This is a genomic window from Spiroplasma endosymbiont of Andrena trimmerana (assembly GCF_964019575.1).
Lineage (GTDB): Bacteria > Bacillota_I > Bacilli_A > Mycoplasmatales > VBWQ01 > Spiroplasma_E.
The window spans coordinates 767278-793599 of sequence record NZ_OZ026455.1 but is presented as its reverse complement, the minus strand read 5'-3'; the positions used below and the strand labels follow the sequence as shown (position 1 = coordinate 793599).

34 protein-coding genes are annotated in these 26322 nt (G+C 22.8%); 24 read left to right on the top strand and 10 right to left on the bottom strand.

Annotation, left to right across the window (positions count from 1 at the left end; translation table 4 throughout):
* Window positions 1–25 precede the first annotated feature (25 nt).
* From AACL03_RS04645 to AACL03_RS04635, 3 genes are all read right to left on the bottom strand, one after another.
* Window positions 26–181 carry a hypothetical protein gene (locus AACL03_RS04645; RefSeq protein ID WP_339039578.1) on the bottom strand — a complete coding sequence of 52 codons (156 nt, stop codon included), beginning with the start codon at window positions 179–181 and terminating at the stop codon, window positions 26–28.
* Window positions 182–338: 157 nt separating this feature from the next.
* Complete coding sequence (locus AACL03_RS04640; RefSeq protein ID WP_339039576.1) at window positions 339–2510, bottom strand: hypothetical protein; 2172 nt, start codon at window positions 2508–2510, stop codon at window positions 339–341.
* Between the two features lie 166 nt (window positions 2511–2676).
* Window positions 2677–3537, bottom strand: a complete 861-nt coding sequence (locus AACL03_RS04635; RefSeq protein WP_252319664.1) for a ribonuclease HIII — start codon at window positions 3535–3537, stop codon at window positions 2677–2679.
* A gap of 131 nt (window positions 3538–3668) precedes the next feature.
* Here AACL03_RS04635 and acpS point away from each other — a divergent pair, with 131 nt between their 5' ends.
* The 6 genes from acpS (at window position 3669) to AACL03_RS04605 (ending at window position 8950) form a co-directional block, all read left to right on the top strand.
* Window positions 3669–3989: a holo-ACP synthase gene (gene acpS, locus AACL03_RS04630; protein ID WP_339039573.1), complete on the top strand. Its 321-nt coding sequence runs from the start codon at window positions 3669–3671 to the stop codon at window positions 3987–3989.
* A gap of 28 nt (window positions 3990–4017) precedes the next feature.
* Window positions 4018–5325 (top strand): thymidine phosphorylase, encoded by a 1308-nt coding sequence (locus tag AACL03_RS04625; protein ID WP_339039571.1) that lies wholly within the window; start codon window positions 4018–4020, stop codon window positions 5323–5325.
* A gap of 75 nt (window positions 5326–5400) precedes the next feature.
* Entirely contained in the window at window positions 5401–6738 is a 1338-nt protein-coding gene (locus AACL03_RS04620) for a hypothetical protein (protein WP_339039569.1), read from the top strand.
* A gap of 155 nt (window positions 6739–6893) precedes the next feature.
* Window positions 6894–7646 (top strand): segregation/condensation protein A, encoded by a 753-nt coding sequence (locus tag AACL03_RS04615; protein ID WP_339039567.1) that lies wholly within the window; start codon window positions 6894–6896, stop codon window positions 7644–7646.
* On the top strand, window positions 7639–8220 hold the full coding sequence (scpB, locus tag AACL03_RS04610; protein WP_339039565.1) for an SMC-Scp complex subunit ScpB: 582 nt from the start codon (window positions 7639–7641) through the stop codon (window positions 8218–8220). The genes AACL03_RS04615 and scpB overlap by 8 nt, the downstream gene beginning before the upstream one ends.
* Entirely contained in the window at window positions 8213–8950 is a 738-nt protein-coding gene (locus tag AACL03_RS04605; protein ID WP_422397986.1) for a pseudouridine synthase, read from the top strand. The genes scpB and AACL03_RS04605 overlap by 8 nt, the downstream gene beginning before the upstream one ends.
* Window positions 8951–8971: 21 nt before the next feature.
* On the opposite strand, the gene AACL03_RS04600 is transcribed toward AACL03_RS04605, so the two are convergent.
* From AACL03_RS04600 to AACL03_RS04590, 3 genes are all read right to left on the bottom strand, one after another.
* On the bottom strand, window positions 8972–9316 hold the full coding sequence (locus AACL03_RS04600) for a hypothetical protein (RefSeq protein ID WP_339039561.1): 345 nt from the start codon (window positions 9314–9316) through the stop codon (window positions 8972–8974).
* A gap of 82 nt (window positions 9317–9398) precedes the next feature.
* Window positions 9399–9911: a ribosome-inactivating family protein gene (locus AACL03_RS04595; RefSeq protein WP_339039559.1), complete on the bottom strand. Its 513-nt coding sequence runs from the start codon at window positions 9909–9911 to the stop codon at window positions 9399–9401.
* A 31-nt stretch (window positions 9912–9942) separates the two neighbouring features.
* Complete coding sequence (locus tag AACL03_RS04590) at window positions 9943–10104, bottom strand: hypothetical protein (RefSeq protein WP_339039556.1); 162 nt, start codon at window positions 10102–10104, stop codon at window positions 9943–9945.
* A 352-nt stretch (window positions 10105–10456) separates the two neighbouring features.
* Here AACL03_RS04590 and AACL03_RS04585 point away from each other — a divergent pair, with 352 nt between their 5' ends.
* The 4 genes from AACL03_RS04585 to AACL03_RS04570 all read left to right on the top strand — a co-directional run bounded on the left by AACL03_RS04585 (window position 10457) and on the right by AACL03_RS04570 (window position 14468).
* Window positions 10457–11407 carry an IS30 family transposase gene (locus AACL03_RS04585; RefSeq protein WP_339038665.1) on the top strand — a complete coding sequence of 317 codons (951 nt, stop codon included), beginning with the start codon at window positions 10457–10459 and terminating at the stop codon, window positions 11405–11407.
* Between the two features lie 62 nt (window positions 11408–11469).
* A complete protein-coding gene (locus tag AACL03_RS04580) occupies window positions 11470–11967 on the top strand; it encodes a hypothetical protein (RefSeq protein WP_338959305.1) in 498 nt (165 codons plus the stop codon).
* A gap of 125 nt (window positions 11968–12092) precedes the next feature.
* Entirely contained in the window at window positions 12093–14027 is a 1935-nt protein-coding gene (locus AACL03_RS04575; protein WP_339039554.1) for a hypothetical protein, read from the top strand.
* Window positions 14028–14342: 315 nt separating this feature from the next.
* A complete protein-coding gene (locus AACL03_RS04570; protein ID WP_338959655.1) occupies window positions 14343–14468 on the top strand; it encodes a hypothetical protein in 126 nt (41 codons plus the stop codon).
* A gap of 125 nt (window positions 14469–14593) precedes the next feature.
* Here the strand turns inward: AACL03_RS04570 and AACL03_RS04565 are convergent, their stop codons facing one another.
* Window positions 14594–15544 (bottom strand): IS30 family transposase, encoded by a 951-nt coding sequence (locus AACL03_RS04565; protein WP_339038665.1) that lies wholly within the window; start codon window positions 15542–15544, stop codon window positions 14594–14596.
* A 435-nt stretch (window positions 15545–15979) separates the two neighbouring features.
* A complete protein-coding gene (locus tag AACL03_RS04560) occupies window positions 15980–16660 on the bottom strand; it encodes a hypothetical protein (RefSeq protein ID WP_339039552.1) in 681 nt (226 codons plus the stop codon).
* A gap of 620 nt (window positions 16661–17280) precedes the next feature.
* On the opposite strand from AACL03_RS04560, the gene AACL03_RS04555 reads away from it, so the two are divergent.
* The 12 genes from AACL03_RS04555 (at window position 17281) to AACL03_RS04500 (ending at window position 21330) form a co-directional block, all read left to right on the top strand.
* On the top strand, window positions 17281–17799 hold the full coding sequence (locus AACL03_RS04555; RefSeq protein ID WP_338956794.1) for a hypothetical protein: 519 nt from the start codon (window positions 17281–17283) through the stop codon (window positions 17797–17799).
* A gap of 134 nt (window positions 17800–17933) precedes the next feature.
* Window positions 17934–18137: a hypothetical protein gene (locus AACL03_RS04550; RefSeq protein ID WP_338956796.1), complete on the top strand. Its 204-nt coding sequence runs from the start codon at window positions 17934–17936 to the stop codon at window positions 18135–18137.
* Between the two features lie 8 nt (window positions 18138–18145).
* Window positions 18146–18601 carry a hypothetical protein gene (locus tag AACL03_RS04545; RefSeq protein ID WP_339039551.1) on the top strand — a complete coding sequence of 152 codons (456 nt, stop codon included), beginning with the start codon at window positions 18146–18148 and terminating at the stop codon, window positions 18599–18601.
* Window positions 18591–18884: a hypothetical protein gene (locus AACL03_RS04540; protein WP_338956800.1), complete on the top strand. Its 294-nt coding sequence runs from the start codon at window positions 18591–18593 to the stop codon at window positions 18882–18884. The genes AACL03_RS04545 and AACL03_RS04540 overlap by 11 nt, the downstream gene beginning before the upstream one ends.
* Window positions 18885–18887: 3 nt before the next feature.
* On the top strand, window positions 18888–19049 hold the full coding sequence (locus AACL03_RS04535; protein ID WP_339039549.1) for a hypothetical protein: 162 nt from the start codon (window positions 18888–18890) through the stop codon (window positions 19047–19049).
* On the top strand, window positions 19049–19204 hold the full coding sequence (locus AACL03_RS04530; RefSeq protein ID WP_338956806.1) for a hypothetical protein: 156 nt from the start codon (window positions 19049–19051) through the stop codon (window positions 19202–19204). The genes AACL03_RS04535 and AACL03_RS04530 overlap by 1 nt, the downstream gene beginning before the upstream one ends.
* Before the next feature lie 144 nt (window positions 19205–19348).
* On the top strand, window positions 19349–19483 hold the full coding sequence (locus AACL03_RS04525) for a hypothetical protein (protein WP_338956809.1): 135 nt from the start codon (window positions 19349–19351) through the stop codon (window positions 19481–19483).
* Window positions 19483–19719, top strand: a complete 237-nt coding sequence (locus tag AACL03_RS04520; protein WP_338958883.1) for a hypothetical protein — start codon at window positions 19483–19485, stop codon at window positions 19717–19719. Before AACL03_RS04525 ends, AACL03_RS04520 begins: the two co-directional genes overlap by 1 nt.
* An 11-nt stretch (window positions 19720–19730) precedes the next feature.
* A complete protein-coding gene (locus AACL03_RS04515) occupies window positions 19731–20552 on the top strand; it encodes a hypothetical protein (RefSeq protein WP_339039546.1) in 822 nt (273 codons plus the stop codon).
* Window positions 20553–20568: 16 nt separating this feature from the next.
* Window positions 20569–20727, top strand: coding sequence for a hypothetical protein (locus AACL03_RS04510; RefSeq protein WP_281747961.1), 159 nt, complete (start codon window positions 20569–20571; stop codon window positions 20725–20727).
* Window positions 20728–20761: 34 nt separating this feature from the next.
* Window positions 20762–20923: a hypothetical protein gene (locus AACL03_RS04505; protein ID WP_339039544.1), complete on the top strand. Its 162-nt coding sequence runs from the start codon at window positions 20762–20764 to the stop codon at window positions 20921–20923.
* A 47-nt stretch (window positions 20924–20970) separates the two neighbouring features.
* Window positions 20971–21330, top strand: coding sequence for a hypothetical protein (locus tag AACL03_RS04500; RefSeq protein ID WP_339039542.1), 360 nt, complete (start codon window positions 20971–20973; stop codon window positions 21328–21330).
* A 19-nt stretch (window positions 21331–21349) separates the two neighbouring features.
* Here AACL03_RS04500 and AACL03_RS04495 read toward each other — a convergent pair whose 3' ends face one another.
* On the bottom strand, window positions 21350–22300 hold the full coding sequence (locus tag AACL03_RS04495; protein WP_339038665.1) for an IS30 family transposase: 951 nt from the start codon (window positions 22298–22300) through the stop codon (window positions 21350–21352).
* A 149-nt stretch (window positions 22301–22449) separates the two neighbouring features.
* Here AACL03_RS04495 and AACL03_RS04490 point away from each other — a divergent pair, with 149 nt between their 5' ends.
* Both AACL03_RS04490 and AACL03_RS04485 read left to right on the top strand, forming a co-directional pair.
* Window positions 22450–23634: a hypothetical protein gene (locus AACL03_RS04490; protein WP_339039540.1), complete on the top strand. Its 1185-nt coding sequence runs from the start codon at window positions 22450–22452 to the stop codon at window positions 23632–23634.
* A 15-nt stretch (window positions 23635–23649) separates the two neighbouring features.
* A complete protein-coding gene (locus AACL03_RS04485) occupies window positions 23650–25311 on the top strand; it encodes a hypothetical protein (protein WP_339039538.1) in 1662 nt (553 codons plus the stop codon).
* Here the strand turns inward: AACL03_RS04485 and AACL03_RS04480 are convergent.
* Window positions 25308–26258 (bottom strand): IS30 family transposase, encoded by a 951-nt coding sequence (locus AACL03_RS04480; RefSeq protein WP_339038665.1) that lies wholly within the window; start codon window positions 26256–26258, stop codon window positions 25308–25310. The two genes, AACL03_RS04485 and AACL03_RS04480, sit on opposite strands and share 4 nt — an antisense overlap.
* Window positions 26259–26322: the final 64 nt, after the last annotated feature.

Here is a 26322-nt window from a genome sequence, read left to right as displayed (position 1 = left end):
GTGATTTTTTCTTTAAATATTAATTTTATAAAGTTTTTTTATTTTCATTTTTTTTCTTATTTTCGATTTCTTGTTGTTGTCTTTCTTTTTCAGCTTTTTCGGATTCTTTTTTTAATTTATTAGCTGCAATTTTTCCTTTTATTCTTGCTATTTCTTTTTCTCTTTTATTTTTTTCATCCATAAAAATCCCTTTCTCACTACTTTTTTGGTATATTTATTCTTATACATCTAAAATACCCAAAATCAGTGTACATTTTTTAGAAAAAAAATAAATATAAAATATTAAAAAAGTCACTCTTTTAAAAAGAGTGACTAAAAATTAAATTTAAATAGTGCTTTTAATTGAATGGCATTGGATGGTATATTCCTGTACTTGTTGATGGTTGGTTATTTATATCATTTGCAAATTCATATGGATTGTCAATAGGAAATTCTTCTATTGATGTTTCGTCATCAGTTTCTTTTTCATTTGATGATTTTTCTGATTCTATTTGTTGTGATAAAACTTCTTCAATACCAGAATCTTCCAATTCTTCTTCCTGATATTTTTTAAACAATTCATCAAAAGTTGTGAATTTCCCATTGTTTTCTAATTTTTCTAAATGTTTTTCAAGAAAAACTGCTTCTTTTTTAGTAAATCCACAACAACTAGTTAATATTGCTGTTATTTTTTTTATAGTTATTGGTTGATTAAATACATCTTTATAAAAATCAGAAATAGCAAAAGCAATCATATCAATTGCTGTTACACCAATTGAAAATCCTAATGTTGTTCATCTAACAAATTTTTCATAAAATAATTTTGTGGCTTTTTGAAATCCATATTCAGTAACTAATGCAGCTTCTGTTTTAACAGCATTAACAGTACAAGTGACTGATAAAAATAAAGGGATTGCCATTAATATTTTTTTATATCTAGTTTGTTTTTCAACTCATTTTGAAAGTTTTTCAGGACAAAGATTAGTTGGAATTCCTAAGTTTGTTAAACCCGATTTAAAAATATTATTAATTGGTCTCATAACAAAATAACGACTTATATTTGCTGCTAAAGCACCTGTAGTAAAAATGTCTTTCGTGATTCAATCATGTAAATTAAAATCTTCTTTAGAAGTATTTTCTGATGAACCAGTTAGAATAATATGACTACCTGCCCATGTTAGTGTTTCTAAAGTTAAATTAACTAAAAGATTACGTCCTCAATTAGTTACTAATGCTATTGGTTTATTATTTTGTTGTTCCATAGTTTTAATTGTTTTATTTGCTAAAGATATTACTTGTTTAATTTCAATATCATTATTAGCATTATTATTTTCTGTTTGTGAATTAATAATTAGTTTTTTAATTCGTTCAATTTCTTTTTTAAAATTTGGATGATATTCAAATTCTGTTTCTACACAATTTTCAATTTGATTAAATTTCTGTATTAAATCATTAAGTATGGAAATATTTGAAAAATATTTCATTAATTTTTGATGGTCTTCTTCAAATAAAAGTGTTTCAAATATTTCTTTATATTTTTCAAAGTCACTGGTATTAAATTGATTGATTTCAATGGGATTTGTTTTGTTTTTTTTATTAAAAAAAACATCTCGTGATCAACTTGAAGCTGCTGAAGTGAAAAATGTGCCAAGTGCAGTATCAAGTAATACCATAACATAATTTTGTCAATTTCAAAATATAGCATCAATATAATCTTGGGATGTGTGTTCTTTACCATCAATGGGAAAATTAGAAACTACTCTTTGTAAATTTTTACCAGTAAGTCCAATATAAATTTCTAATAATCCTAAAAATTTATATGCAATATTTCTTATTATTCCTGGTTTTGTTTGATCAATAAAATTTTGTATTATTGTTAAATATTTATATAATTTTAATAAAACATTTAAATCTCTATTATTAGAATTTTCTTTAAATAATTTTAATTGTTCATTAAGTGAGTTGGTATTTGTTATAAATTTATTAAGATTATTAATAGTTTTTATAGTAATACCTTCTAAGAATTGATCTTCGGGTGATAATCTTCTTTCTTTTTTTTGAAAAGTTTTTAAATCTAAATTATCATCAATATATTCATCAACATCATTGTATTCTTTTTTATATATTTCTATTGTATTTCTATTAAAGTTTATTTTTAATAATTCTAAAATCACTATAATTACTGTTCCATTTTTTTCAACAAATGTTAGTTTTTGTCAGTATTGATTGTTATTAATGGTAATAGTGCTTTCATTAAAAAAAGTTAAACTATCAAAGTTATTTTTAATTTGGGTTTCATATTTTCAATTTCCATTATCATCGAGTTTTTTTTGTGTTGTTCCTCCATAACGACTACTACAATTTATTCAATTATTTTCTTCACTATCTTCTATTTCGATGATTGTACTTGAACTATTAAGACTTTCAGTACTACTTGAATTACTATTATTTATAGAAGATTGTTGCTGGGTAATTCCATAATTAGTATGTTTATTTTTTTCTAATAAAGGTTTTTTTTCTTCTTTTGGCATTTTATTTTCTCCTTTAAGTATAAAAGTCCTATTTTGTTTTTATAAACAAAATAGGACTTAAAAATATATTTAAACATATATCTGATTTGGATTATATCATTTATTTAATAGTTTTTAAATAAAAAATATCTTTTTATATATAGTTAATAAAAATTAAGTTTTTTATTTATTTAAAAAATTCAGTAAATGATTTTTTGCTATGACGTTCAAGAAATTTATTAAATTCAATTGTTTTTTCATTTTTAATTTTTTCTAAAAATATATTAACTTCTTTTCCAGTACCTAATGGAATTGTATTAGTGTCAATACCTTTTATTTTTTTAATTTCTTCTAAAAATAAATAACGACTAATAATAGTACTACAAGCGATAGCTAAATACTTACTTTCTGCATTAGTAACAAATTGAACTTTATCTTTAATAATTTTATTACGATTATCTTTCATATTTTCAATGTATTTGTAATATGTATCTTCATTAATATATTGATCAATAACTATAGTATCATATTGAATTCTATGTTGTAACATACGAACTAATGCTTGATTTTCTCCTCAGGTTTTAATAATATTGGGGCTATAACCCGCATCAATTCATTGATTATATTTACGATTGTTAATGATTACTGACTCAAAAATAATTGTTTTCATAATATCTTGTGCTAATTCAATAAATTTACTTTGTGATAAGTCTTTATAATCGCGAATGTTAAGTAAACGTAATTTTTCTAAATTACCCGAGCCAATATAAGAACTAATAATAACAAGTGGACCAAAAAAATTATTAATACCAAATTCAGCATTGCCAATGACTGGTGATTGATTTTCATCAAGTTGATTTCAAATTCTACGATATTCTGCAATAATATCCTCTTTAGTACCTTTAAAAATAACTTTTTCTTGATAAATTTCAATTGTTATATTATGATATTGAAATAATTCATAACTACTATTTTTATTATCAACTTTATAGTTTTGGTAGTGTTCTTTAATTAATGATTTTTGTTTTTGATTTAAGTAAAATGTCATTAATATACCACCATCTTTTCAAAATTTATTTGATTTATTGAAATTAATATCACACTTTCTTTCATATTAATTATATAATAAAAACAAGGATTTTAGGGTTTTAACCTTTTATTTTATATAAGGAGTTAACAATGCGTAGTGTAGGTATAGATATTATTGAAGTAAATCGAATAGAAAATATTGAAGAATTTGCTAAAAGAATTTTAAGTAAGAAAGAAATTATACTTTTTAATCAATATTCTTTACAACGTCAACAGGAATTTTTGGCAGGAAGATGAGCATTAAAAGAAGCAATTTTTAAGGCATTACCACAAGAAAAGTTAACATTTAAAAATATTGATATTAGTTATAATCAATATAATCGACCAATAACTATCATTAAGAATTATCAATTACTTTTATCTTTATCACATAATGAAACTAATGCAATTGCAATTGCAATTGTTATTTAATAAAAAGAAAGTAAGGTGTTTTATTAAAATGTATATGATTGATTTAATCTCTAAAAAGAAATTAGGACAAAGTTTAAATAAAGAAGAACTAAAATTTTTAACAGAAGGTATTGTCAATGAAACAATACCAGACTATCAAATTAGTGCTTGAGCAATGGCTGTTTATTTTCAGGGAATGACTAATGATGAATTAGTAGAATATACAAAAGCCGTTATTAATAGTGGTGAAACCATGGATTTATCACAAATTACTGGTTTTAGTATTGATAAACATTCAACTGGTGGTGTTGGTGATAAAACTAGTTTAGTATTTGGTCCATTAGCTGCTGCTTGTGGATTAAAGGTTGCAAAAATTTCTGGAAGAGGATTGGGTATTACTGGTGGTACTATTGATAAACTGGAAATAATTCCAAATTTTAAATGTGATTTGGAAATATCAGATTTTATTAAAGTTGTTAATAAAGTTGGTATGAGTATTATTAGTCAAACTAGTAATTTAGTGCCTGCTGATAAAAAATTATATGCATTACGTGATGTTTCAGGAACAGTTGATTCATTGCCATTAATTGCTGCTAGTGTTATGTCTAAAAAAATAGCAATGGGTGCTGATTTAATTTTACTAGACATTAAATGTGGAAAAGGTGCCTTTGTTCAGGATATAGTAACTGCAAGAAAGTTAGCAAAATTAATGGTACATATTGGTAAAGCTTTTAATAAAAAAATTTATGCTATTATTAGTGATATGAATAAGCCTTTAGGACAAACAATTGGTAATGCATTAGAATTACAAGAAGTTATTTTAAGTTTAAAAAATAAAGGACCAGAAGATTTGAAAATTCTTGTTAGTAATTTAGTAGCTTTAGCCTTATTGGGAGCTAAAAACGTAAAAACCTTAAAAGAGGGTATTGATAAAGTTAATGCTATGTTTACTAGTGAAAAACCACTACAAATTTTTTATGATTTTGTTAAAAGTCAAGGTGGAGATACTAAATATCTTGATAATATTGATAAATTACCACCAGCTAAATATATTATTAAAGTTAAGGCACAATTATCGGGCTATTTATATGTTACTAATAATTATGCTTTAGGTGAATTATCAGTAATATTAGGAGCAGGAAGAACTACTAAAACTGATATCATTGATCCAGTGGCAGGAATTTATTTAAAACAAATTCCTGGTCAAAAAGTTGAAAAAAATAGTGTAATTATGGAACTCCATACTAATAAAGATCAACATTTTCATCAACAATTTTTAGATTTGGCAATTTCTACATTTCAGATTACTAATAAAAAATACGATATTAAACCAATAATTTTAGAAATAATAATGTAATTTAGTTTAAAATTGTTTATAATGTTACAGTATTTTAAAAAATATTAATTAAATGAAATGATAAGGAGCGTTTTTGTGAAATCTTTATTAAAATTACTGGGCACACTTGCTTTAGCAACAACACCAGTTGTAACAGTTGTTGCTTGTGGTAGTGAAAATAATCAAATGACTCCAAGGGATATTCTTAATTTTGCTGCCTCTTTTGTTACTGATAGTAGTGTGCAAATTAAGGCTGATCTTAATTTATCAGATGATACCAATATAGGAGAAATGAAAGGTAAAATTTTTAGCGAATTAGATACTTCTGTGCAAACAGCTATTGGTAACTTTTTCTCTAGTAAACTTAAAGAAAGTACCAATGAACATCCAACAAATTGATATCACCCTGATGCACATGTCAAAATTATGGACTATGTTCCAAAAAAAGATAATGATAATGATGAAAAAGACAAACCTAAGTTTGTTTTACCAACTGGTAGTGAATTAGTCAATGGTCATTTATGAGTAAAAGCGGAAATCTCTTATTTAAATTTACCATCAGTTACTAAAGATATTAAAATTACAATTAATAATGATACAAGTCATACTAGTGATCAAAAAAAAGCTGATGCAATTAGAGACTTTATTAAAGAAGAAATTACTAAAGGTAATCTAAATATTAATGTTGAAAATTTACCAATAACTGGAGAAATTAAAGGAGCAGAAAAAGCAGAAAAAGAAGAAATTGCTAGAACTCAGTTATCATATATTAAACAAAATTTAAATGTTGCCATTAAAGATAAAGTTCAATATTCTGGTTTAAGTTTAAGTTTTGAATTTTCAGGTGATTTTTCAAATGTTCCTAAATCAACTTTATTTAAAATGACAGATCCAACGGTGACCAATAATGATGATAAATCAAATGATGATAAATCAATTGTATTTAATGGTAATGTTAGTAATATTACTATTGATTTCTTAGTTGGTAATGATGGTAATTCTACTTTTAATACTGGTGATATTGAAAGTACTACTGCTATTAAGATTAACCAAACTTTTGTTGATGCAACAACACAAATTTCAAAAATATTTTCTGACTGAACAGTTGATACAGTAAAGGAATTACCAAAAGCTTCAGATAAGTATTCAGATTATGACAAAGATGGAAAAATAAAAGAACAAGTTATAACAAATGGTTATTTTGCTAATATTAATAAAATTTATAGTATTCTTGTTCCTAAATGAAATAATGTAATAACTATTACTAATCCTGAAAGTAGATTTAATCTTAATCCTAATGAAAAAAATGGTTATTTTAATTTAAACTTTAAATTAGAATATGATCTAAGTAAAGTCTTTCCAGATATAAAGACAACTTCAAAATTTGAAATATCTGCTGAAAATATTCATATTACGTTACGTGAAGTTAAATAATAATATTTAAAAATATAATAACTTTTAAAACTTATTTTAATCATTAAAAAATTAAAAATAAGTTTTTTTTATTTATTAAAGATTAATCAAGTACTATTAAATTAAGTTATAATTAATATTAATAAGTATAAAATGATATTGAGGGAACGAGAATAATGTTACAACCAGTAATTACAATTGAATCTTTTCAAGGACCAATGGATTTGCTTTTGCATTTAATTAAAGAAAAAAATATTGATATTTTAGATTTAAATCTAAATGATGTTACTAACCAATATGTTCATTTTATTAATGAAGAATTAATTAAAAACATTGATTTAGTAAGTGAATATTTACCGATTGTTGCTTATTTATTAGAATTGCAATCAAAACAATTATTACCAAAACAAGAACTAGTAGTAGATAGTGCTTATGAAAATGAAGTTAATCGTCAAAAATTAATTGCTCGTTTATTAGAATATAAAAAATTTAAAGAAATAAGTAATTATTTTAAAGAACAGGCTGTATATAGAACCCAATTATTAACAAAAGCACCTAGTGATTTAAAAACATATTTAGTTGATGAAATTACACCAATTTTGGTAAAAAATAATGTTAATAAACTAACACAAGCAATGTTAAACTTATTTAATAGACTACAAAATGAAAATAAATTACCAGTTAATTTAGCATTAAACTTAATTTCAGCTGAAGATCGAGCTAAAGAAATTAAACAGTTACTGAAAAAAAATCCCAAGCAACATTTTACTTTAGAACAATTATTTTTTACTAAAACATTAACTTTACATTATTTTATTATTACTTTTATTGCAATTTTAGATCTTGCAAATCATCAAATGTTACATATTATACAAACTAATACTTTTACTGAAATTACAGTAATTTATCGAGGTGAGAAAAATGAATAATAGCAATTGAAAAACAAACGAAAGATTAGCAGTTTTACAAGGTTTATTATTTATTGCTGGCAATGAAGGTCTTGATTTATTAACACTTGCTGAATATTTAGAATTAACAAAAAAACCAAAAACTATTGAAAATTTAATTGCATCTTTACAAATGAAATTAAATGATGATGATACCAGTGGTTTAAGTTTAATTAAAGTTGGTAATATTTATAAATTAACAACAAAACCTATTCATTATAATCGCTATCAAGTATTAAAACAACAACCTTTAATACGTTTATCACAAGCAGCTTTAGAAACACTAGCTATTATTGCTTATAATCATCCAGTTACTAAACCACAAATTGAAGATATTCGTGGTGTAAATTGTGATTCTATTATTTTTAAACTAAAAAGTTTAAATTTAATTACCGAGATTGGTCGTAGTGAATTACCGGGAAAACCAATTTTATATGATTTAACTGATGAATTTATGGATCATTTTAATATCGAATCTTTAACTCAATTGCCAACTTTGCCTCAATTTAATAACCAAAATGATGAACAAGAAATCTACAACTTTACTAATGAATAATGATTTAGAACGCTTGCAAAAAGTTATTGCTAATTCTGGAGTATGTTCACGACGAAAAGCAGAATTATTAATTATTAATGGGCAAGTAACAGTTAATGGGCAAATTATTACAACGTTAGGTTTTAAAGTTACAAGTAGTGATGTTATTAAAGTTAATAATCAAATTATTAAGCAATCTAATCATATTTATTTAGCATTTTATAAACCACCTAATTGTTTAACAACAGTAAGTGATCCTAAAAATCGACCAACGGTAATGAATTATTTTACTAATATTAATAGTAGAATTTACCCAGTCGGTCGTTTAGATTTTGATACTTCAGGTTTGTTGTTAATGACTAATGAGGGTGAATTTACTAATGCTATTATTCATCCTCGTTATAAAATAGATAAGGTATATGAAGTATTGGCAAGTGGTATTTTGTCATCAAATGCTATTAAAAAACTACAAGACGGTATTATTTTATCAACTTCATTTACAACTTCTCCTGCTATTGTTAAAATAATTTATAAAAATATAAAAAAAGAAAATACTTTACTACATCTCACTATTCATGAAGGACAAAATCAACAAGTTAAACGTATGATTAAAGCAGTAGGAAGTAGAGTAATTACTTTAAAGCGTTTACAAGTTGCTAATATTACTTTAAAAGATTTAGCAATGGGTGAATATCGTTATTTGACAGAAGAAGAAGTAACAACATTGATGAAATTGAGTCAAAAGAGTTAAAATAAAAGAATAATTTATTTTTTAAATATAACAACTTTTTATATTTTCTGGGTTTGTCTTTATATCAAAAACCTTATTTATTTCAATAATATTATCAGCAAAATCTTTTGCTGTTTTTATTTCGTCTTGTAATTTTTTATTTGTAATAATATCATTTTTAAAATTTTTCAGTATTTCAATAAGATTATTTAAGTTTTGAAATTTATTTATTTCTTTAGCAATAGCGTATTTTTGTTTTTCACAGATTTTAATACCGATATCTATTCAATCTTGTAATTTTTTTATTTTTCATTTTTGATTTGGAGTTATTAATGGTGGATTTTGATAATTGTTAATTGCATGATACATGCTTGTGTTAAAAACCATTATTCTTAATCCATTATTACTTAATTCTTGGTGAAAATATTTATTTAAGTTACCTTTATTATTTAAAAGATAATTAATAGCATTATGTGTTCCGCGATCTCAATTTCTTATAATTTTTTGAAAAAAAAACTCAACTTTGTATTATTGGATTTATAGGTCTTTGACTTTGAAGAATAAAATATTTAACACTTCTGAAACGAATACTTTCTGATGTAGTTAGAATTACTCCTATTAATGAGCATTTAATTTGATTTTCATTTAAGTTAGAATTTGTTAACAATAAAAAATCATTATGTATTGTTTGTCAAGAATAATTATTATGTGCCTGGAGTCCATTACTTGCTACATAACTTCCTACAAAAGGTAAAGATTGGCAAAAAATATTTTTTATATTAGGATTTATTAATGTGCTGTCTTCAAAATAATAATAAGTTGTTTCAAAAGTAAATCCTTGTAGGTATAAACTTTTTGAACAAAAAAATAATTTTAACGTTTTTTGTTCAATATTTACAGTAATTGAAAAGTAATCATATTGTGCTTTTTGATTTATATAATAAAACTCTGAGTTAGCATTTGAACCATATGTATTTGGCATTTTTAATAAAATAGTTTCTATATATAGTTCTTTAATAATATGATTTAATTTTTTTTAAAAATATTATAGGATTATCATTTAAAACTTCTAAAATTGTTATTGTATGAAAAATACTTGAGTTGATTATTTCTTCTTCATCAAATTTTTCTTTTTCTTTTCAATCTTTTTTTTCAAAATTTGATTTTTTTGGCATATTTAATTTTCCTTTCAAAATAAAAACCCATTTACTTTTTATGAAAGTAAATGGATTAAAAACTAATATTTAGTTATATACAGTATAGAAAATAAAAAAAATTTGTCAACTTTAGAATCTTTTATATTATTTCAAAATAGGTCAAATTTCAAAAAAAGTAATAATAAAAACTTTAATAGTGTTAAAAGCATTTTTTATGTTTTTTAGATAATCATTTATTATTATTATTTATAGTTTATTTTAAAAATGCTGAGTTATACTTGTAAGTGCAAGTAAATAAAATTGCAAAAAATTCTCATATAAAAATTTCATAATGCTAAATTTAGTTTAGAAAAAAGTAAGGAGTTTTTATATGAGTTATAAACATCTTGGCATAGATGAAAGAATTTATATTGAGAATCAATTGAAATTTAAATTTAAAATTAGTGAAATAGCTAAAAATCTTAATCGAAGTATTAGTACTATTATTCGAGAAATTAATAGAAATAAAGATAATAATCATTATTTTTCATTAATTGCACAAAATAAAGCTGAAAATCGAAAACAATCACATATTAGTTTTCATAAGTTTAAAAATAAGAATTTAGTAAAATATGTACAACAAAAATTACTATTAGGTTGATCACCTGAACAAATTTATGGCAGAATTAAAAATTTTCATAAAGAATGAGTTATTAGTTTTAAAACAATTTATACTTGAATTTATTTTGGAATGCTTGATAAAGTTACTAGTAAAAATTTAAGAAGAAAAGGTAAAAAACGAAAATCTAAAGAAAATCGTGGCAAGTTTAATGGTAAATCAATTAAAGAACGAGATATAAATGTTAATGATCGTATAACACTTGGTCATTGAGAAGGAGATACTATAGTATCATCACGAGGTAAAAGCAAATCATGTTTAATAACTTTAGTTGAAAGAGTATCACGATTTACTTTAGCAATATTAGTTAAAAACAGAACTACTAAAGTTATTAATAAAAATGTCAGTTATTATTTATCAATTCTTCCTAAAAACATTGTTAAAACTATTACTTTTGATCGTGGCAAAGAATTTTCAAATTGACAACAACTTGAAAAAAATTTAGATGTAAAAATTTATTTTGCCAATCCATATTCACCTTGACAAAGAGGTACTAATGAAAATACTAATGGTTTAATTAGAGAAAAATTTCCTAAAAAATTTATTTTTTCAAAAACTAATAAAAATGAAGTTCATAAATTTATATTGTCTTTAAATCAAAAACCGAGAAAAATACTAAATTATCTTTCACCAATCGAATATTTGGATAGAAAAATAATTTAGTTGCACTTACCTTTACAATTTAGCAAAATTAAAATAAATGAATTTTTTTGAAAGGAAAAAAAATGAAAGAAGAACATTTAAAAGAGATAAATGAAAAAATATTAAATATAAAAAAATTATATAAACGTAATAATGAAATTTTAAATGAAATCATATTTAATAGAAATAACTATTGTGACGAAGAGATAGATATGATAAAAGATTCAATTTTAGAACAAAATTATAATTTTCAAGAAATAAAAATTCAACTTTTAGAACATCAAAATTTTTTATTAAGTAAAAATATAAATAATGAATTCTTAGTTAATAATCTTGAGTTAGAATTATCAATCAATAAATTTTGATATAAATTTTCTATTAAACTTTATAAAAAAGAAAAAGAAATAGTTAAATATTGAAAAGAACAGTATTTTGAATGTTATAAAAAACAATTTTTTGTAAAGAAAAACTTAGAAAATGATAATAAAATATCAAATTTTGTTATTAAAAAAATTAATAAAGATGTACAAAATATTTCGATTTCAACTCCTTCATTAAAAGTACATACATTAAAAATGTAAAATATATAACAAGCTATTTTTTAATAAAATCATTTAAAAATCTAGAATTTAATTTTTTTTAAATTATGATATAATCACTTTAAAATAATTATTAATTTTTTACAATATTTAAATGAGGTATATATATGAAAAAACCATTATCATTTATGGGTGCATTATTATTATCAAGTGCAGTCACTGCTAGTACAACGGCATGTAATAATCTAACTATATTCAAAAAAGATTTAAAAAAAGATTTAACACAAACAGATTTAAAAATTGTACCAGAGGAACATCGAGGAACAATACCTACAGATTATGAATTAAAATCACAACTATTTATTTTAAATCATGAACTTCATACTGATAATATTAAAATTATTAATAAAACCACTAATTATGCTTTTGTTGTTGGTGATGGTATTTTTTATAATCAAGATAAAATTAAAATTACTTATCAAATCCAAACTATTGATATTAGAACAATAATTGTTGATGGAGCATCCATTGGTAATTTTAGTACTAGTGGTCAAAAACCTACTGTGGAAGCTGTTTACAGTCGTATTCAAGAAAAATATTCTAATTTAGAAATGGATCGCCTTAAAATTGACGTTATTTCTAATAAAGAAGCAACTATTACAGGTATTACGGGTGATGATATTATTCCTCTTTATACTGGTAAGGTAACAGTTACATTTAGTACTAATGATAGTGTTGATTTAAGTACTATTATTAATAAAAAAGATTTAACGGTTAAGACTAGTGGTCATGATATACCATCAAATAATGATGTAATGAGAGCATTACGTGATACTTACCAAGAAAAGTTAGATACTTCTTTTATTGCAATAGAAATTACTTCTACTAATAGTGCCACTATTACTAGTACAAATCAAAAAAAATATACTGGTAAAGTAATACTAAGTTTAAATCTTGATATTAGAATTGCTCTTAAAGACGTTATTAATAAGGGATTAGATAAAATTGCTATTATAGGAAAAATAATAACTTTAGAAGATGTTAATAGTGCATTGAAAAAACAATATTCAAGCTTAAATATGAATGCTATTCAAGTAACGTTGCAAAATAATAGTGTTACTATTAAATCTATTAATCAATATGTATACACTGGTCCTAATGTAGTAATTGATAATTTACTTATTGATTTCAATAGTGTTTTAAATAATAAATTACCAACTTTTAATATTCCTGGACAAAACAAACCAAGTAAAGGACAATTAATTTCAGCACTTAAAACCGCTAACTATAATCTTGATGTAAGCAAAATTATAGTTGATAAAATTACTGATAATAGTGCAGTTATTAATGGTGATGGTAAATTTTATAGCAATGATAGTATTGTTGTTACTTATGATTGTGATAAAACAGAACTTTTAAGTGATGTTTTTAAAAATTTAAATTTAGGAACAATTAAAACTAATGGATTATCAAAACCAAATATTGAAGAAATTAAAACTGCGATTAGTAAAAGTAATCCAAATGTAAAGTTAGATGCAATTAAATTTAGTGAAGATGATATTACTAATCAACAAGTAACTATTAGTGGTGATGAAACTATTTATAAAGGGAAGATAGTTGCTGATTTTACTATTGATAGTAGTATTATTAATAATGATCAACTAAATTATAATTATAGTGAAACTAATAGTGTTGGTTCATTAAAAAGTACTTGAACCAGCCCCGATATTACTCTATTATCTAATTGAACAAATTATGCACCAGATTGAGATAGTTTTTCTAATAAGTTTAGTAAATTAAGTTTTGGTGATAATTCGTATTTTAGTCTTTATTGTAATACTTATACTGATCAAAAATTAAAAGGTTCGCAATTAAGTATTAATACTAATGATATTAATAATGATAGAAACAAAAATATATTTGAGCTTAGTTATTATTATGATGGTGGATTTTGAGGAGCCTTTCTTGAATTACATGGTTATATTCATATTTGACATGATGAAGAAAATGTTTATGTAAGCATTAATTGAAGCATTGATACAGTTAAATGTTTCCGTGATCGAGTATGGAATATTAACTTGCAAGGTGTAACCTTTAGTTAGAATTTAATAGATTATATTTATATAGTTTTACTGTTAATCATATAATTTTGAAATATTAATTTTTATTAAAAAGATAAATGAGAGATAATACTCTCATTTTTAATATCTTTTTATATAAATTAAGTAAATAACTAAAAAAGGATATACAAAGTAAGTTTAAAAATTAAAATTAAAAATTATTAATTTATAATTATTATAAACTTAATATAGTTTTTATTTTAAAATAAATGAGTTTAGATTGAAAGGAAAAAAATGATGAATAGAGGGTAAGAAATAAATATATTAAATGTAGAGATAAGTTTAATTGAACAAAAAATGGCTATTATTAAAAGTAATTTAGAAACTTGTATCAAAAATATAAGTGATAATCAAAGACAAGTATCTAATTATTTAGAACAACTTAAAAGAGAAGAATTAGAACATAAAAATTTATTGTCTTAACCATGTTTAGAAAAAAGTATAATGATAATAATAAATCCAATACAAGTTATAGTAAATTAACATAATTGAAGTAATTATATAAGTTTTATATTTAATTTATTGCTAAATTGTAAAGGTAAGTGCAACTAAATTATTTTTCTATCCAAATATTCGATTGGTGAAAGATAATTTAGTATTTTTCTCGGTTTTTGATTTAAAGACAATATAAATTTATGAACTTCATTTTTATTAGTTTTTGAAAAAATAAATTTTTTAGGAAATTTTTCTCTAATTAAACCATTAGTATTTTCATTAGTACCTCTTTGTCAAGGTGAATATGGATTGGCAAAATAAATTTTTACATCTAAATTTTTTTCAAGTTGTTGTCAATTTGAAAATTCTTTGCCACGATCAAAAGTAATAGTTTTAACAATGTTTTTAGGAAGAATTGATAAATAATAACTGACATTTTTATTAATAACTTTAGTAGTTCTGTTTTTAACTAATATTGCTAAAGTAAATCGTGATACTCTTTCAACTAAAGTTATTAAACATGATTTGCTTTTACCTCGTGATGATACTATAGTATCTCCTTCTCAATGACCAAGTGTTATACGATCATTAACATTTATATCTCGTTCTTTAATTGATTTACCATTAAACTTGCCACGATTTTCTTTAGATTTTCGTTTTTTACCTTTTCTTCTTAAATTTTTACTAGTAACTTTATCAAGCATTCCAAAATAAATTCAAGTATAAATTGTTTTAAAACTAATAACTCATTCTTTATGAAAATTTTTAATTCTGCCATAAATTTGTTCAGGTGATCAACCTAATAGTAATTTTTGTTGTACATATTTTACTAAATTCTTATTTTTAAACTTATGAAAACTAATATGTGATTGTTTTCGATTTTCAGCTTTATTTTGTGCAATTAATGAAAAATAATGATTATTATCTTTATTTCTATTAATTTCTCGAATAATAGTACTAATACTTCGATTAAGATTTTTAGCTATTTCACTAATTTTAAATTTAAATTTCAATTGATTCTCAATATAAATTCTTTCATCTATGCCAAGATGTTTATAACTCATATAAAAACTCCTTACTTTTTTCTAAACTAAATTTAGCATTATGAAATTTTTATATGAGAATTTTTTGCAATTTTATTTACTTGCACTTACAAGTATAACTCAGCTATTTAATAAAAAGTTATCATTTCTGATAACTTTTTTATATGTTTATTTATATTATTGAAAATTTCATTTAAGTAATCTTGTTGAAAGTTGGTTTTAAAAATTTTGAAAGTGTTGAAAATCAAATTTAATTTATTCTGTAGGAGCTATTCCACAATCAATTCTATGGATACTTACATTACCAAAATGGATTTCTAAAAAAACTTTTGAATTTGGAAAATTTCCTGTTACTGGTGTTCAAGTGTTACTATCACTAAAAAATTGTGTAGAAATTTTTGTATTTAGTATTTTAACTAGTTCATCAAATTGCTTTTGTTTATCATTAGTTTTAAATTAAAATTTAAAACTAGTAATCGGATTACCTTGTCTAAAACCTTCTTCTGTTGTTAATTTTAAAGTACTTTTATTAAATATAATATTAGTAATAATTATATTATTAATACCTAATTGATTATTTTTGCTTGTATTGATAGTATAAGATGTAATAAGTTTATCAATTTTGTCATCTTTGTTTACAATATCAATTTGACAAGTACCGTCACTAACTTGAAAGTCATTTTCATTATTTTCTGTAATTTTACCTGGATTACTATTTCTAACTTTTGCAATTAAATTACTAATTTCATTAACATCATAACTTGAATAATCCTGATTTTCATTACCAGATGTATATCCTAATTCTTGTAAAAATGCTGCAGCATGCTCATTTCTTGCTTTATATTTTTTTGAAGTAGAACCTGTAATTAATAATTTATTTTTAAAGAGATTATCGGGTGTAATTAATGAATCATCGGCAATAATTAAATATTTTTCGTTATTACTATCATAACTTAATTTTTGTTGGATTAAACTTATTGAGTTATCTGAATTATATCATTCTAATAATTTTGCATATCTAGAATTTAAATCAGGCACTTTTATTGAATCATATTCACAAGCAATAATTGAGCTTGTGCTAATAGAAGTTAAAGTAATTGCACTCATCATTTTTAATGTTATTTTTATACTTCTCATATTTGTACCCCCATAAATAGTATTAGGGCGGTTGTCAAAGTTACGAAATAATTTATTATCATATTAGTAACTTATTTCCAAAAATGAATTATTTGAAAAATAATGAAAATTAGACAAAATTACTCTCTTTTCTTAAAACATTAAATTTATATTTTATATTCGACGTATTTAAAAAAAATAAAATATACATTTTGTAAGTTAAATTAAAATTATCAACAAGGAAAAAGACAAGAAATAATCTTGTCTTTTTTTGTAATTGTAAAATTTTAAAATTTTTAATAACAATCTTTAGCACTATTATCAACACGTGTTAGGGAACTAAAAAAGTGAACTACAACACAGTTGTTAAAAATAGTAGCTAGCATGTGGACTTGCATGGATAAATAAAAAGTGGAGTGATACCTAATAAAATATACTAACCATTAATGGTAATTCTTGGGGTGGGAGCGAATTGGAAACTAGTATATATAGACCTGTTGTAGGGACCCATTGTATTAATTCTATTCTTTATTTAACCAACCTTGCCACTCCCCAGTGAGCAAGTGTTGGTTTTATTTTTTATTTTTTTTGAAAAATTTTTTTGGGCGAGAAGCAACAGAACATATTAGGAAAGGATTATTATGCAAATAGAATTTAAAAAAGAACAAATTGTTAAAGATAAACCACAATCTATTCTTATTGATTATGTTGAATATAAATTATCACTTCCAAAATGAATGATTAAAAATAATTCTTTTATTGTTGATAACAGTTACACATATTGAGTTTTTAATTTAGAAAATATTAAAAGAGAATTAAGTGGTAATGAATTAATAAAATTATTAGAACCATATATTAAAGACCAAAAAATAACTGTTAATAAACCAATTACTCCAAAAGAATATTATCTTAATGATATAAAACTTGAACCATTAACATTTTATGAACAGCATAATAGTTGATTTATGGGTGAAATAACTGATAACAAAACTAAAATTACTAATCCTTGTTTTAAATATAACATTACGTGAGAAGAAAACAGAAAAGGTTTTAAAATAAATAATCCATATAAGCATAATGATTTAGCAATTAATTATATAGTTACTTCTTATAAGGAAATTTCAAATCATAATGAAAAAGTATTTTTGTTGAACATGTAAACAAAATAAATTAGATTATTTATTCTTTAATACTAATGATATAAAAACAAGAAAATATTTTTTAAGAGATAAAAATAGTAAAGCAATTTGTTATGACTGTATTTTAAATATTAAGTTAATTAGGAGGTATAAATATGGATAAAGAATATTTAACTAAAAGAGAAACGATTTGCATACCAGACAGTGATGATATTGAATTTAAAATAGGGCTAATTAAACTGATTGATGATTTAAAAAAAGATAATTTAGTTTGTGGTCATAAAGAATTTATTGAAGAATGTAAATATTGTTGATGTAATTGTGATTTAGAAATTATTAAAACGGTTATTAGAGGTTAACTTAATTAATGCAATATGACTTAATTATTGGAATTGACCCTGCTGGAATTGGTAATAATGGAATGGTTATATATTCAAGTGAAACTAATAATATTGTTTTTAATGAAACATTTAATACATTAACTGTTTTATGAACTAAAAATATGTATAAAGAAAAATTTATTGATAAAAAAATATTAGTTATTGTAGAAAATTTCTTTTTAAGTTCAAAACAATTATTAACTAATCCATTATCAACACCTAAAATTATTGGTGCATTAATGGTATTAGTTCAAGATGTTTTTAACTGAGATTATTTCGAAAATCACCCAAAAAATAAAAATAAAATAACAAATTATAAAGGAAATATAAAATTAACAAAACATGAACAAGATGCTTATAAGCATATTCAATATTATTTAAAAAATCATAAGAAAATATTGATTTTTGATAATTATTTAAGGAATTCTAAAAATGAAAGATAAAGAAAATTATGTCAAATTAAAAGTAAAACTGAGTAACACTATTGAAGCAAAATATTACGAAAAAGGTAATAAGGAATTATATTATAGTGTTCGTGGTCAATGAAATGGATTAAATTATGTTACTTTAATTTTTAATAACCCAAAACTTTATAGACGCTGTATTTTATTAAACAAAAATGATGAAATTTTAGTAACTGGTCAAATCTTTAACACTTTAAACATTCCTAAAAATCGTGCATTTTGTTCAATCAATGTTAAATGATTTAAAAAATGAAAAGAGTAAAAAATGATATTATGAAAAATTTTATTGATAATACCAATATTAATAACATCTATAACACTAATAATATTTTTAATATTTATTATTAAAGAATTAAAAAATGAATATAAAGTATTAAAAATATTAAGTGAAATTGCTAATCAAATTAAAAATAAGGAGAAAAATTAATGATTAAACAAAAATTAATTGATTATATTGAAGAGGAATGAAATATTAATGTACATCATTGTGATTGTTGTGATTATTCTTATGAAAATGATAAACCAGAAAGAATTATGAAATTACTTGAATTAATAAGAAATGGAGAATTTGATAATGAGTAATAATAAAAATGAATTAAAAATTCCTAATTTTATTAAAAGTAATAAAGAATAATAAATGTGGTTATGGTAGATTTTATGCACATAAATGTAATAACTTTTGTAAACAAAAACAAAATAAAAGAGTTAGAAAAGAAAAGTTAAATTATGAATAAAGAAAAATTAATTATTTCTATGAAAGAAAGAATAGATTTATTAAATAATTCATTAATAGAATATTCATCCAAACTTTATGAGTTAGAAAACTGAATTATAAGACTTGAAAGAGGTGAATTTGACTAATGATAATATTACCTACTTTGTTTGAAAATAAAGATGAAATTGAAATATTATCACCATTTCCAAAAGCAATTCATACAAGTAATGATATTAGAGCAATTATTTTAAGACAATACCCAAATGTTAAATCCAAACACATAATTGTTTCTGACCCAGAAAGTAATGTTGCATTAATAGTTGGTGATAATGATTTTTATCAAGGTTGAATTAAAGTAACAATTAAAAAATTAGAAAATTAAAGGAGAATAAAATGCCAAGTATAGAAAATCAATCAAATTATACTTTAACTAAATTAATTAGAATTGGAATAAGTCCAATTTGTGCAATGATTGGTACAAGTGCTTATTATGGTCAAGTGATTGCAAATCCAGTATTAGGTTCAATTAATAGTTTATTATTTGGTAAAAAATTAGGTTTAGATATTTGAAATTTAAATCAAAGACCAAATACTAAAACTAAATTAATTAATAGTAGTAAAAAAATATTATTAGGTTTAGGAACAATTGGATTAGCAAATTATAGTAAATGAACAAAGAATAATATTACTCCAATTGTTCCAACAACACCAATGCCAATAACTACTACAACTACAACTGAGGGTCCTCCATGATTACTATTAAATAAACAAGAAAATCAGTCATTAATGGATTGAGATACATATATTAGTTTAAATGCTTATGGTATATCAAATCTTATTAGTGGATTAACTGAGTTAATACCTAATAAATTTGAAACAATAAGAAAGATTTGTAATATGGCAACTGGTGGATGTTTGATTTCAAGTGGTGTAGCAATGGGTATAAATAATGATTTTAATAATGCTTATGCAGTACCTACCATAATTGCTGATGCAAGTGAAATAATCCATAATTTATTACCTATTGAAATTAATCATGATACTGAAATGCAAGAAACTTCATTTACAAATGAAACTGCAAATCTTATTAATGATAATAGATTCACAATTAATAGTGAAACAACTAGTCAATATGGTAGTGATAATATGAGCGAAGTTCCATTAAATCATGATAATGCTTCACTAAATTGAGATTATAATCACATGAGTTTATAAAGGAGGTGAATAATTTATGAATAAAGAAAAATTACTTGAATATTATAATAATGAAATTCAGACATATAAAGAGAGAATGGAACAATTAAATAAAGAAATTGCCTTATTAGTAAGCATTATAAGTAATTCAAAATCTATGATTGAAAGAATTAATGGTGGTCAATTTGATGAATAATTAAAAAATAAATAATTGAAAGGAAAATATTGAAATGAAAGAATTTTTACATGAATTAATAATTATTGGAACAAGTGTTGGAACATTAATTTGCAGAGAAATTATTGTTTTATTAAAAAGATTTATCACAACTCCAAAACATATTAGAAGAAATAATAAAGTGATGAAACATCAAAAAAAAATTAGCAAAACTTAATGAAAAAATTAATGGAAAAGAAAATAAATAATAAAGGTGTGATTTAAATGTTAGAAAATGAAACTAATGTTGAACAAAATACTGAACCTTTAACTGAAAATAATAATTTACAACAAGAGCAAGAAATTAAGATTGTTGAATTAGAAAATAAGTTAAATAAACTTAATCAAGAAATTAAAGAAAAAGAAATAATTAATATATTTAAAAAATATCAAGTTAAAAAAGAATTTTATGAATTTTTAAAATTTAAAACTAATAATTTAGAAAATTCAAAAATTGAAGAAACTATTAAAAAAATAATTAAAGAACAACCAGTATTTAAAGAAACAATTAATACAGGTGGCAATAAACAAATAATTATTAATAATAAAACAAATGATAAAGAAAATTTTTTAATTAATTGCTAAATTGTAAAGGTAAGTGCAACTAAATTATTTTTCTATCCAAATATTCGATTGGTGAAAGATAATTTAGTATTTTTCTCGGTTTTTGATTTAAAGACAATATAAATTTATGAACTTCATTTTTATTAGTTTTTGAAAAAATAAATTTTTTAGGAAATTTTTCTCTAATTAAACCATTAGTATTTTCATTAGTACCTCTTTGTCAAGGTGAATATGGATTGGCAAAATAAATTTTTACATCTAAATTTTTTTCAAGTTGTTGTCAATTTGAAAATTCTTTGCCACGATCAAAAGTAATAGTTTTAACAATGTTTTTAGGAAGAATTGATAAATAATAACTGACATTTTTATTAATAACTTTAGTAGTTCTGTTTTTAACTAATATTGCTAAAGTAAATCGTGATACTCTTTCAACTAAAGTTATTAAACATGATTTGCTTTTACCTCGTGATGATACTATAGTATCTCCTTCTCAATGACCAAGTGTTATACGATCATTAACATTTATATCTCGTTCTTTAATTGATTTACCATTAAACTTGCCACGATTTTCTTTAGATTTTCGTTTTTTACCTTTTCTTCTTAAATTTTTACTAGTAACTTTATCAAGCATTCCAAAATAAATTCAAGTATAAATTGTTTTAAAACTAATAACTCATTCTTTATGAAAATTTTTAATTCTGCCATAAATTTGTTCAGGTGATCAACCTAATAGTAATTTTTGTTGTACATATTTTACTAAATTCTTATTTTTAAACTTATGAAAACTAATATGTGATTGTTTTCGATTTTCAGCTTTATTTTGTGCAATTAATGAAAAATAATGATTATTATCTTTATTTCTATTAATTTCTCGAATAATAGTACTAATACTTCGATTAAGATTTTTAGCTATTTCACTAATTTTAAATTTAAATTTCAATTGATTCTCAATATAAATTCTTTCATCTATGCCAAGATGTTTATAACTCATATAAAAACTCCTTACTTTTTTCTAAACTAAATTTAGCATTATGAAATTTTTATATGAGAATTTTTTGCAATTTTATTTACTTGCACTTACAAGTATAACTCAGCAATTATAAAAAGAAAAATTATTTATAAACGAAAGGAAGAAATAAAATGTCAGTACCATTTAATCAAAATTTAGACAATACAGAGAGATTAGTAGAAGCACCAGAATTTATAGAATTTTTTAAAATTTCAAATAGTCCATGGGCAAACTTTTTCCCTACTGAAATTGTTGACTCAGTAAATATTGAATTTATTGTTAAAAAACCAAAAAAACCGGAAATAAAAATTATTGCTTGAGATGATAAAAGTAAAAGATATGAATTATCATATGTTGATACAGATAAAATTAGTAAAAAAATAACTAAAAAATATCTTGCAGGAGAAATTATTGCAGATGTAGATTTAAATGCAAATAATGGACAAAATTTATTAGATAGCATGCAATATGAAGTTGCAAATGATTTAGCAGATAAATTAGCAATTGATGATACACAAGCAATTGCAAAATCTGCTACTAAAATAGATATTGAAGATACAACGCCAATAGGATATTTAAAATCAATGTTATCTGCTTGAAATACTTTGTTTCAATTTAGAAACATTGCAAATAGTAAATTTTTTATTACTAATGGTCTTTATGATAGTTTAGTTTATTTAGCAGATAATAAAGGTTTAATCACCGATAATCAGTTAGCGCAACAATTACGTTTAAATGGAAATAATTTATATGTAAAAGGTGTATTATGTGAAATCGTTCTTGATGACTATATGATTTTTACTAATGATAAAAATGAACAACAACTAATGACTTTTGTTTTAGCAACACCAAGAGCAATGAAAAGATACATGTTAGAAAGAACAATTATTTATGTAGACTTTATTAAAGATGATAAAGCAGGAAGAGCATATAAAGTTGCTGGTGAAGTTGTTGGAGAATCAATACCTTATATTTCCAATAATGAAACAACATCAAGATGAATGTTATGCGGAATTATTAAAGCAGAGAAAACTGATTTAAAAACTAAAATTACAAATTTAACAACTGATATTACTGCAAATGTTAATAACAATAATAGTGAATTAAATACACAAATAAAAAGTACTAATGAACTTAAATCATTAAATCCTAATTTAACAAATCCAACTATTAAATATTTTAGTGATGCACAAGGTAAAACTAATGTAAGTAATCAAAAACAAAAAGCAGGTGATTTATATATAACTATTACTGCAAATGATAATGATTTAAATTATAAAGGAACAACAAATCCAATTAAAATAACTCTTAAATAAAGGAAATTAAATGCCATGCCAATTGGTACAACTAGTACAGCAATACTTTTAAACATAAATAAACCAAAACATACTAGAACAAGTAACCAACAAGAAAATAAAAGTTTTTGATGAGAAATTTTAGAAATGATTGGTGTACAAGTAATTGCAGTAGCACTTGCTCCTTTTACTGGTGGATTAAGTGAAAGTGTAGCCCTTGGATTAGGTGCAAGTGATTTTATTGCAAGTACTATTAATTTTGGTATTTATGCTACAACTGATTTTACTATTAATCAAGTTTATGATTATTTAAAAGGAAATGTAACAAAATTAAATACTTTCTTAAATTTATTACCTGCATTTGCTGGACTTAATAAAATTAGTCGTGGTTATCGTACTACTAAATTTATTAAACTAGCACAAGAAACTAAAACATTAAAACAAGTTGGTATTAAAGAAGCCAAAAATTTACAAGAAGTTATTAGTCAAGTAAGTGGAAAAGAAATTTTAACAGATAAAATTATTGGTAATAAACGTTATTTAATGAATTATAGTTTTACTCCTAATCGTGAAACAGTATTACGAGATTTAGGTTATGTTGCTGAAAGACAATATAAAAATAATTTTCAAAAATTAGAAGCACAAGAATTAAAAGATTATTTATTATTACAAAATACATTAATAAAATTAAGTCCACAATTAACTCCTAAATTTAAAATTAAAGATATTGAAAAAGCAAATAACTTTTTAAAAAAATTTAATACTGATTTAAAAAAAGTACTATCTATGAACCAACATGATTGATTAAATTTAGTTCATACAATACATTCAGAAAATAGATATGGAAAAACTTTAATTTTAGATTTACAAAAAATTCGTGCTAATTCTATTAAATTTAATTTTAAAAATAATGTTATTCATCAACTTGTTTTAAAAGCAAATCAAAGTTTTAAATATTTTGATATTAGATTTTATTTAAAAAAAGGTTTAAATAAATTTTGAAAAGATACACCATATTTTGAAAAAATAAGAGAAAGTATATATAAATTACAAGAAAAATTTGAAAAGTTAGAAAAACAAGCATTTGAAAAAATTAATAAATTAAAAGAAAAAGCAACTGATTTATTTACTAGTGCAGAAAAAAGAGCAATTAAACATGCACAATTAATTCCATTAAATTCACCAGTATTTATGGGTTGTAAAATTCAACCTTTGTCATTAGATAAATGTGCAATTACTATTTATCATCGCAATCCTAAATATAAACCAATTACAGTTGTTGATAGTATTCTTAAAGCAAAAACTTTTGTTACTCAAATACATCCATTTCATTGATATCGTTGATATAGTGGTTGATACATTGGTTATGGTATTAATCGTAATAAATGATTAAAAGCAATAGCATTTGCTCCACCAGTGGTACAACAAGTAATTAGAGATAGTTTTAAAGTATATAGAGAAATATTTAGAATAATAAGAACTTATCATAAAGTAGTAAATGTTATTAATAACCCTATTGAAAATATTAATAAATCATTTAAAAGTGTTGGTTTAAAATTTTCAGTTAATACTTTATTTGGCACTGGACTATTACATCATTTAGAAAAATTTGCATATAGTCAAGTTGTAGAAAAGGGTAAGAAAAAGTTGCAAAAAGAAATTGAGCATATGCTAAATTGTAAAGGTAAGTGCAACTAAATTATTTTTCTATCCAAATATTCGATTGGTGAAAGATAATTTAGTATTTTTCTCGGTTTTTGATTTAAAGACAATATAAATTTATGAACTTCATTTTTATTAGTTTTTGAAAAAATAAATTTTTTAGGAAATTTTTCTCTAATTAAACCATTAGTATTTTCATTAGTACCTCTTTGTCAAGGTGAATATGGATTGGCAAAATAAATTTTTACATCTAAATTTTTTTCAAGTTGTTGTCAATTTGAAAATTCTTTGCCACGATCAAAAGTAATAGTTTTAACAATGTTTTTAGGAAGAATTGATAAATAATAACTGACATTTTTATTAATAACTTTAGTAGTTCTGTTTTTAACTAATATTGCTAAAGTAAATCGTGATACTCTTTCAACTAAAGTTATTAAACATGATTTGCTTTTACCTCGTGATGATACTATAGTATCTCCTTCTCAATGACCAAGTGTTATACGATCATTAACATTTATATCTCGTTCTTTAATTGATTTACCATTAAACTTGCCACGATTTTCTTTAGATTTTCGTTTTTTACCTTTTCTTCTTAAATTTTTACTAGTAACTTTATCAAGCATTCCAAAATAAATTCAAGTATAAATTGTTTTAAAACTAATAACTCATTCTTTATGAAAATTTTTAATTCTGCCATAAATTTGTTCAGGTGATCAACCTAATAGTAATTTTTGTTGTACATATTTTACTAAATTCTTATTTTTAAACTTATGAAAACTAATATGTGATTGTTTTCGATTTTCAGCTTTATTTTGTGCAATTAATGAAAAATAATGATTATTATCTTTATTTCTATTAATTTCTCGAATAATAGTACTAATACTTCGATTAAGATTTTTAGCTATTTCACTAATTTTAAATTTAAATTTCAATTGATTCTCAATATAAATTCTTTCATCTATGCCAAGATGTTTATAACTCATATAAAAACTCCTTACTTTTTTCTAAACTAAATTTAGCATTATGAAATTTTTATATGAGAATTTT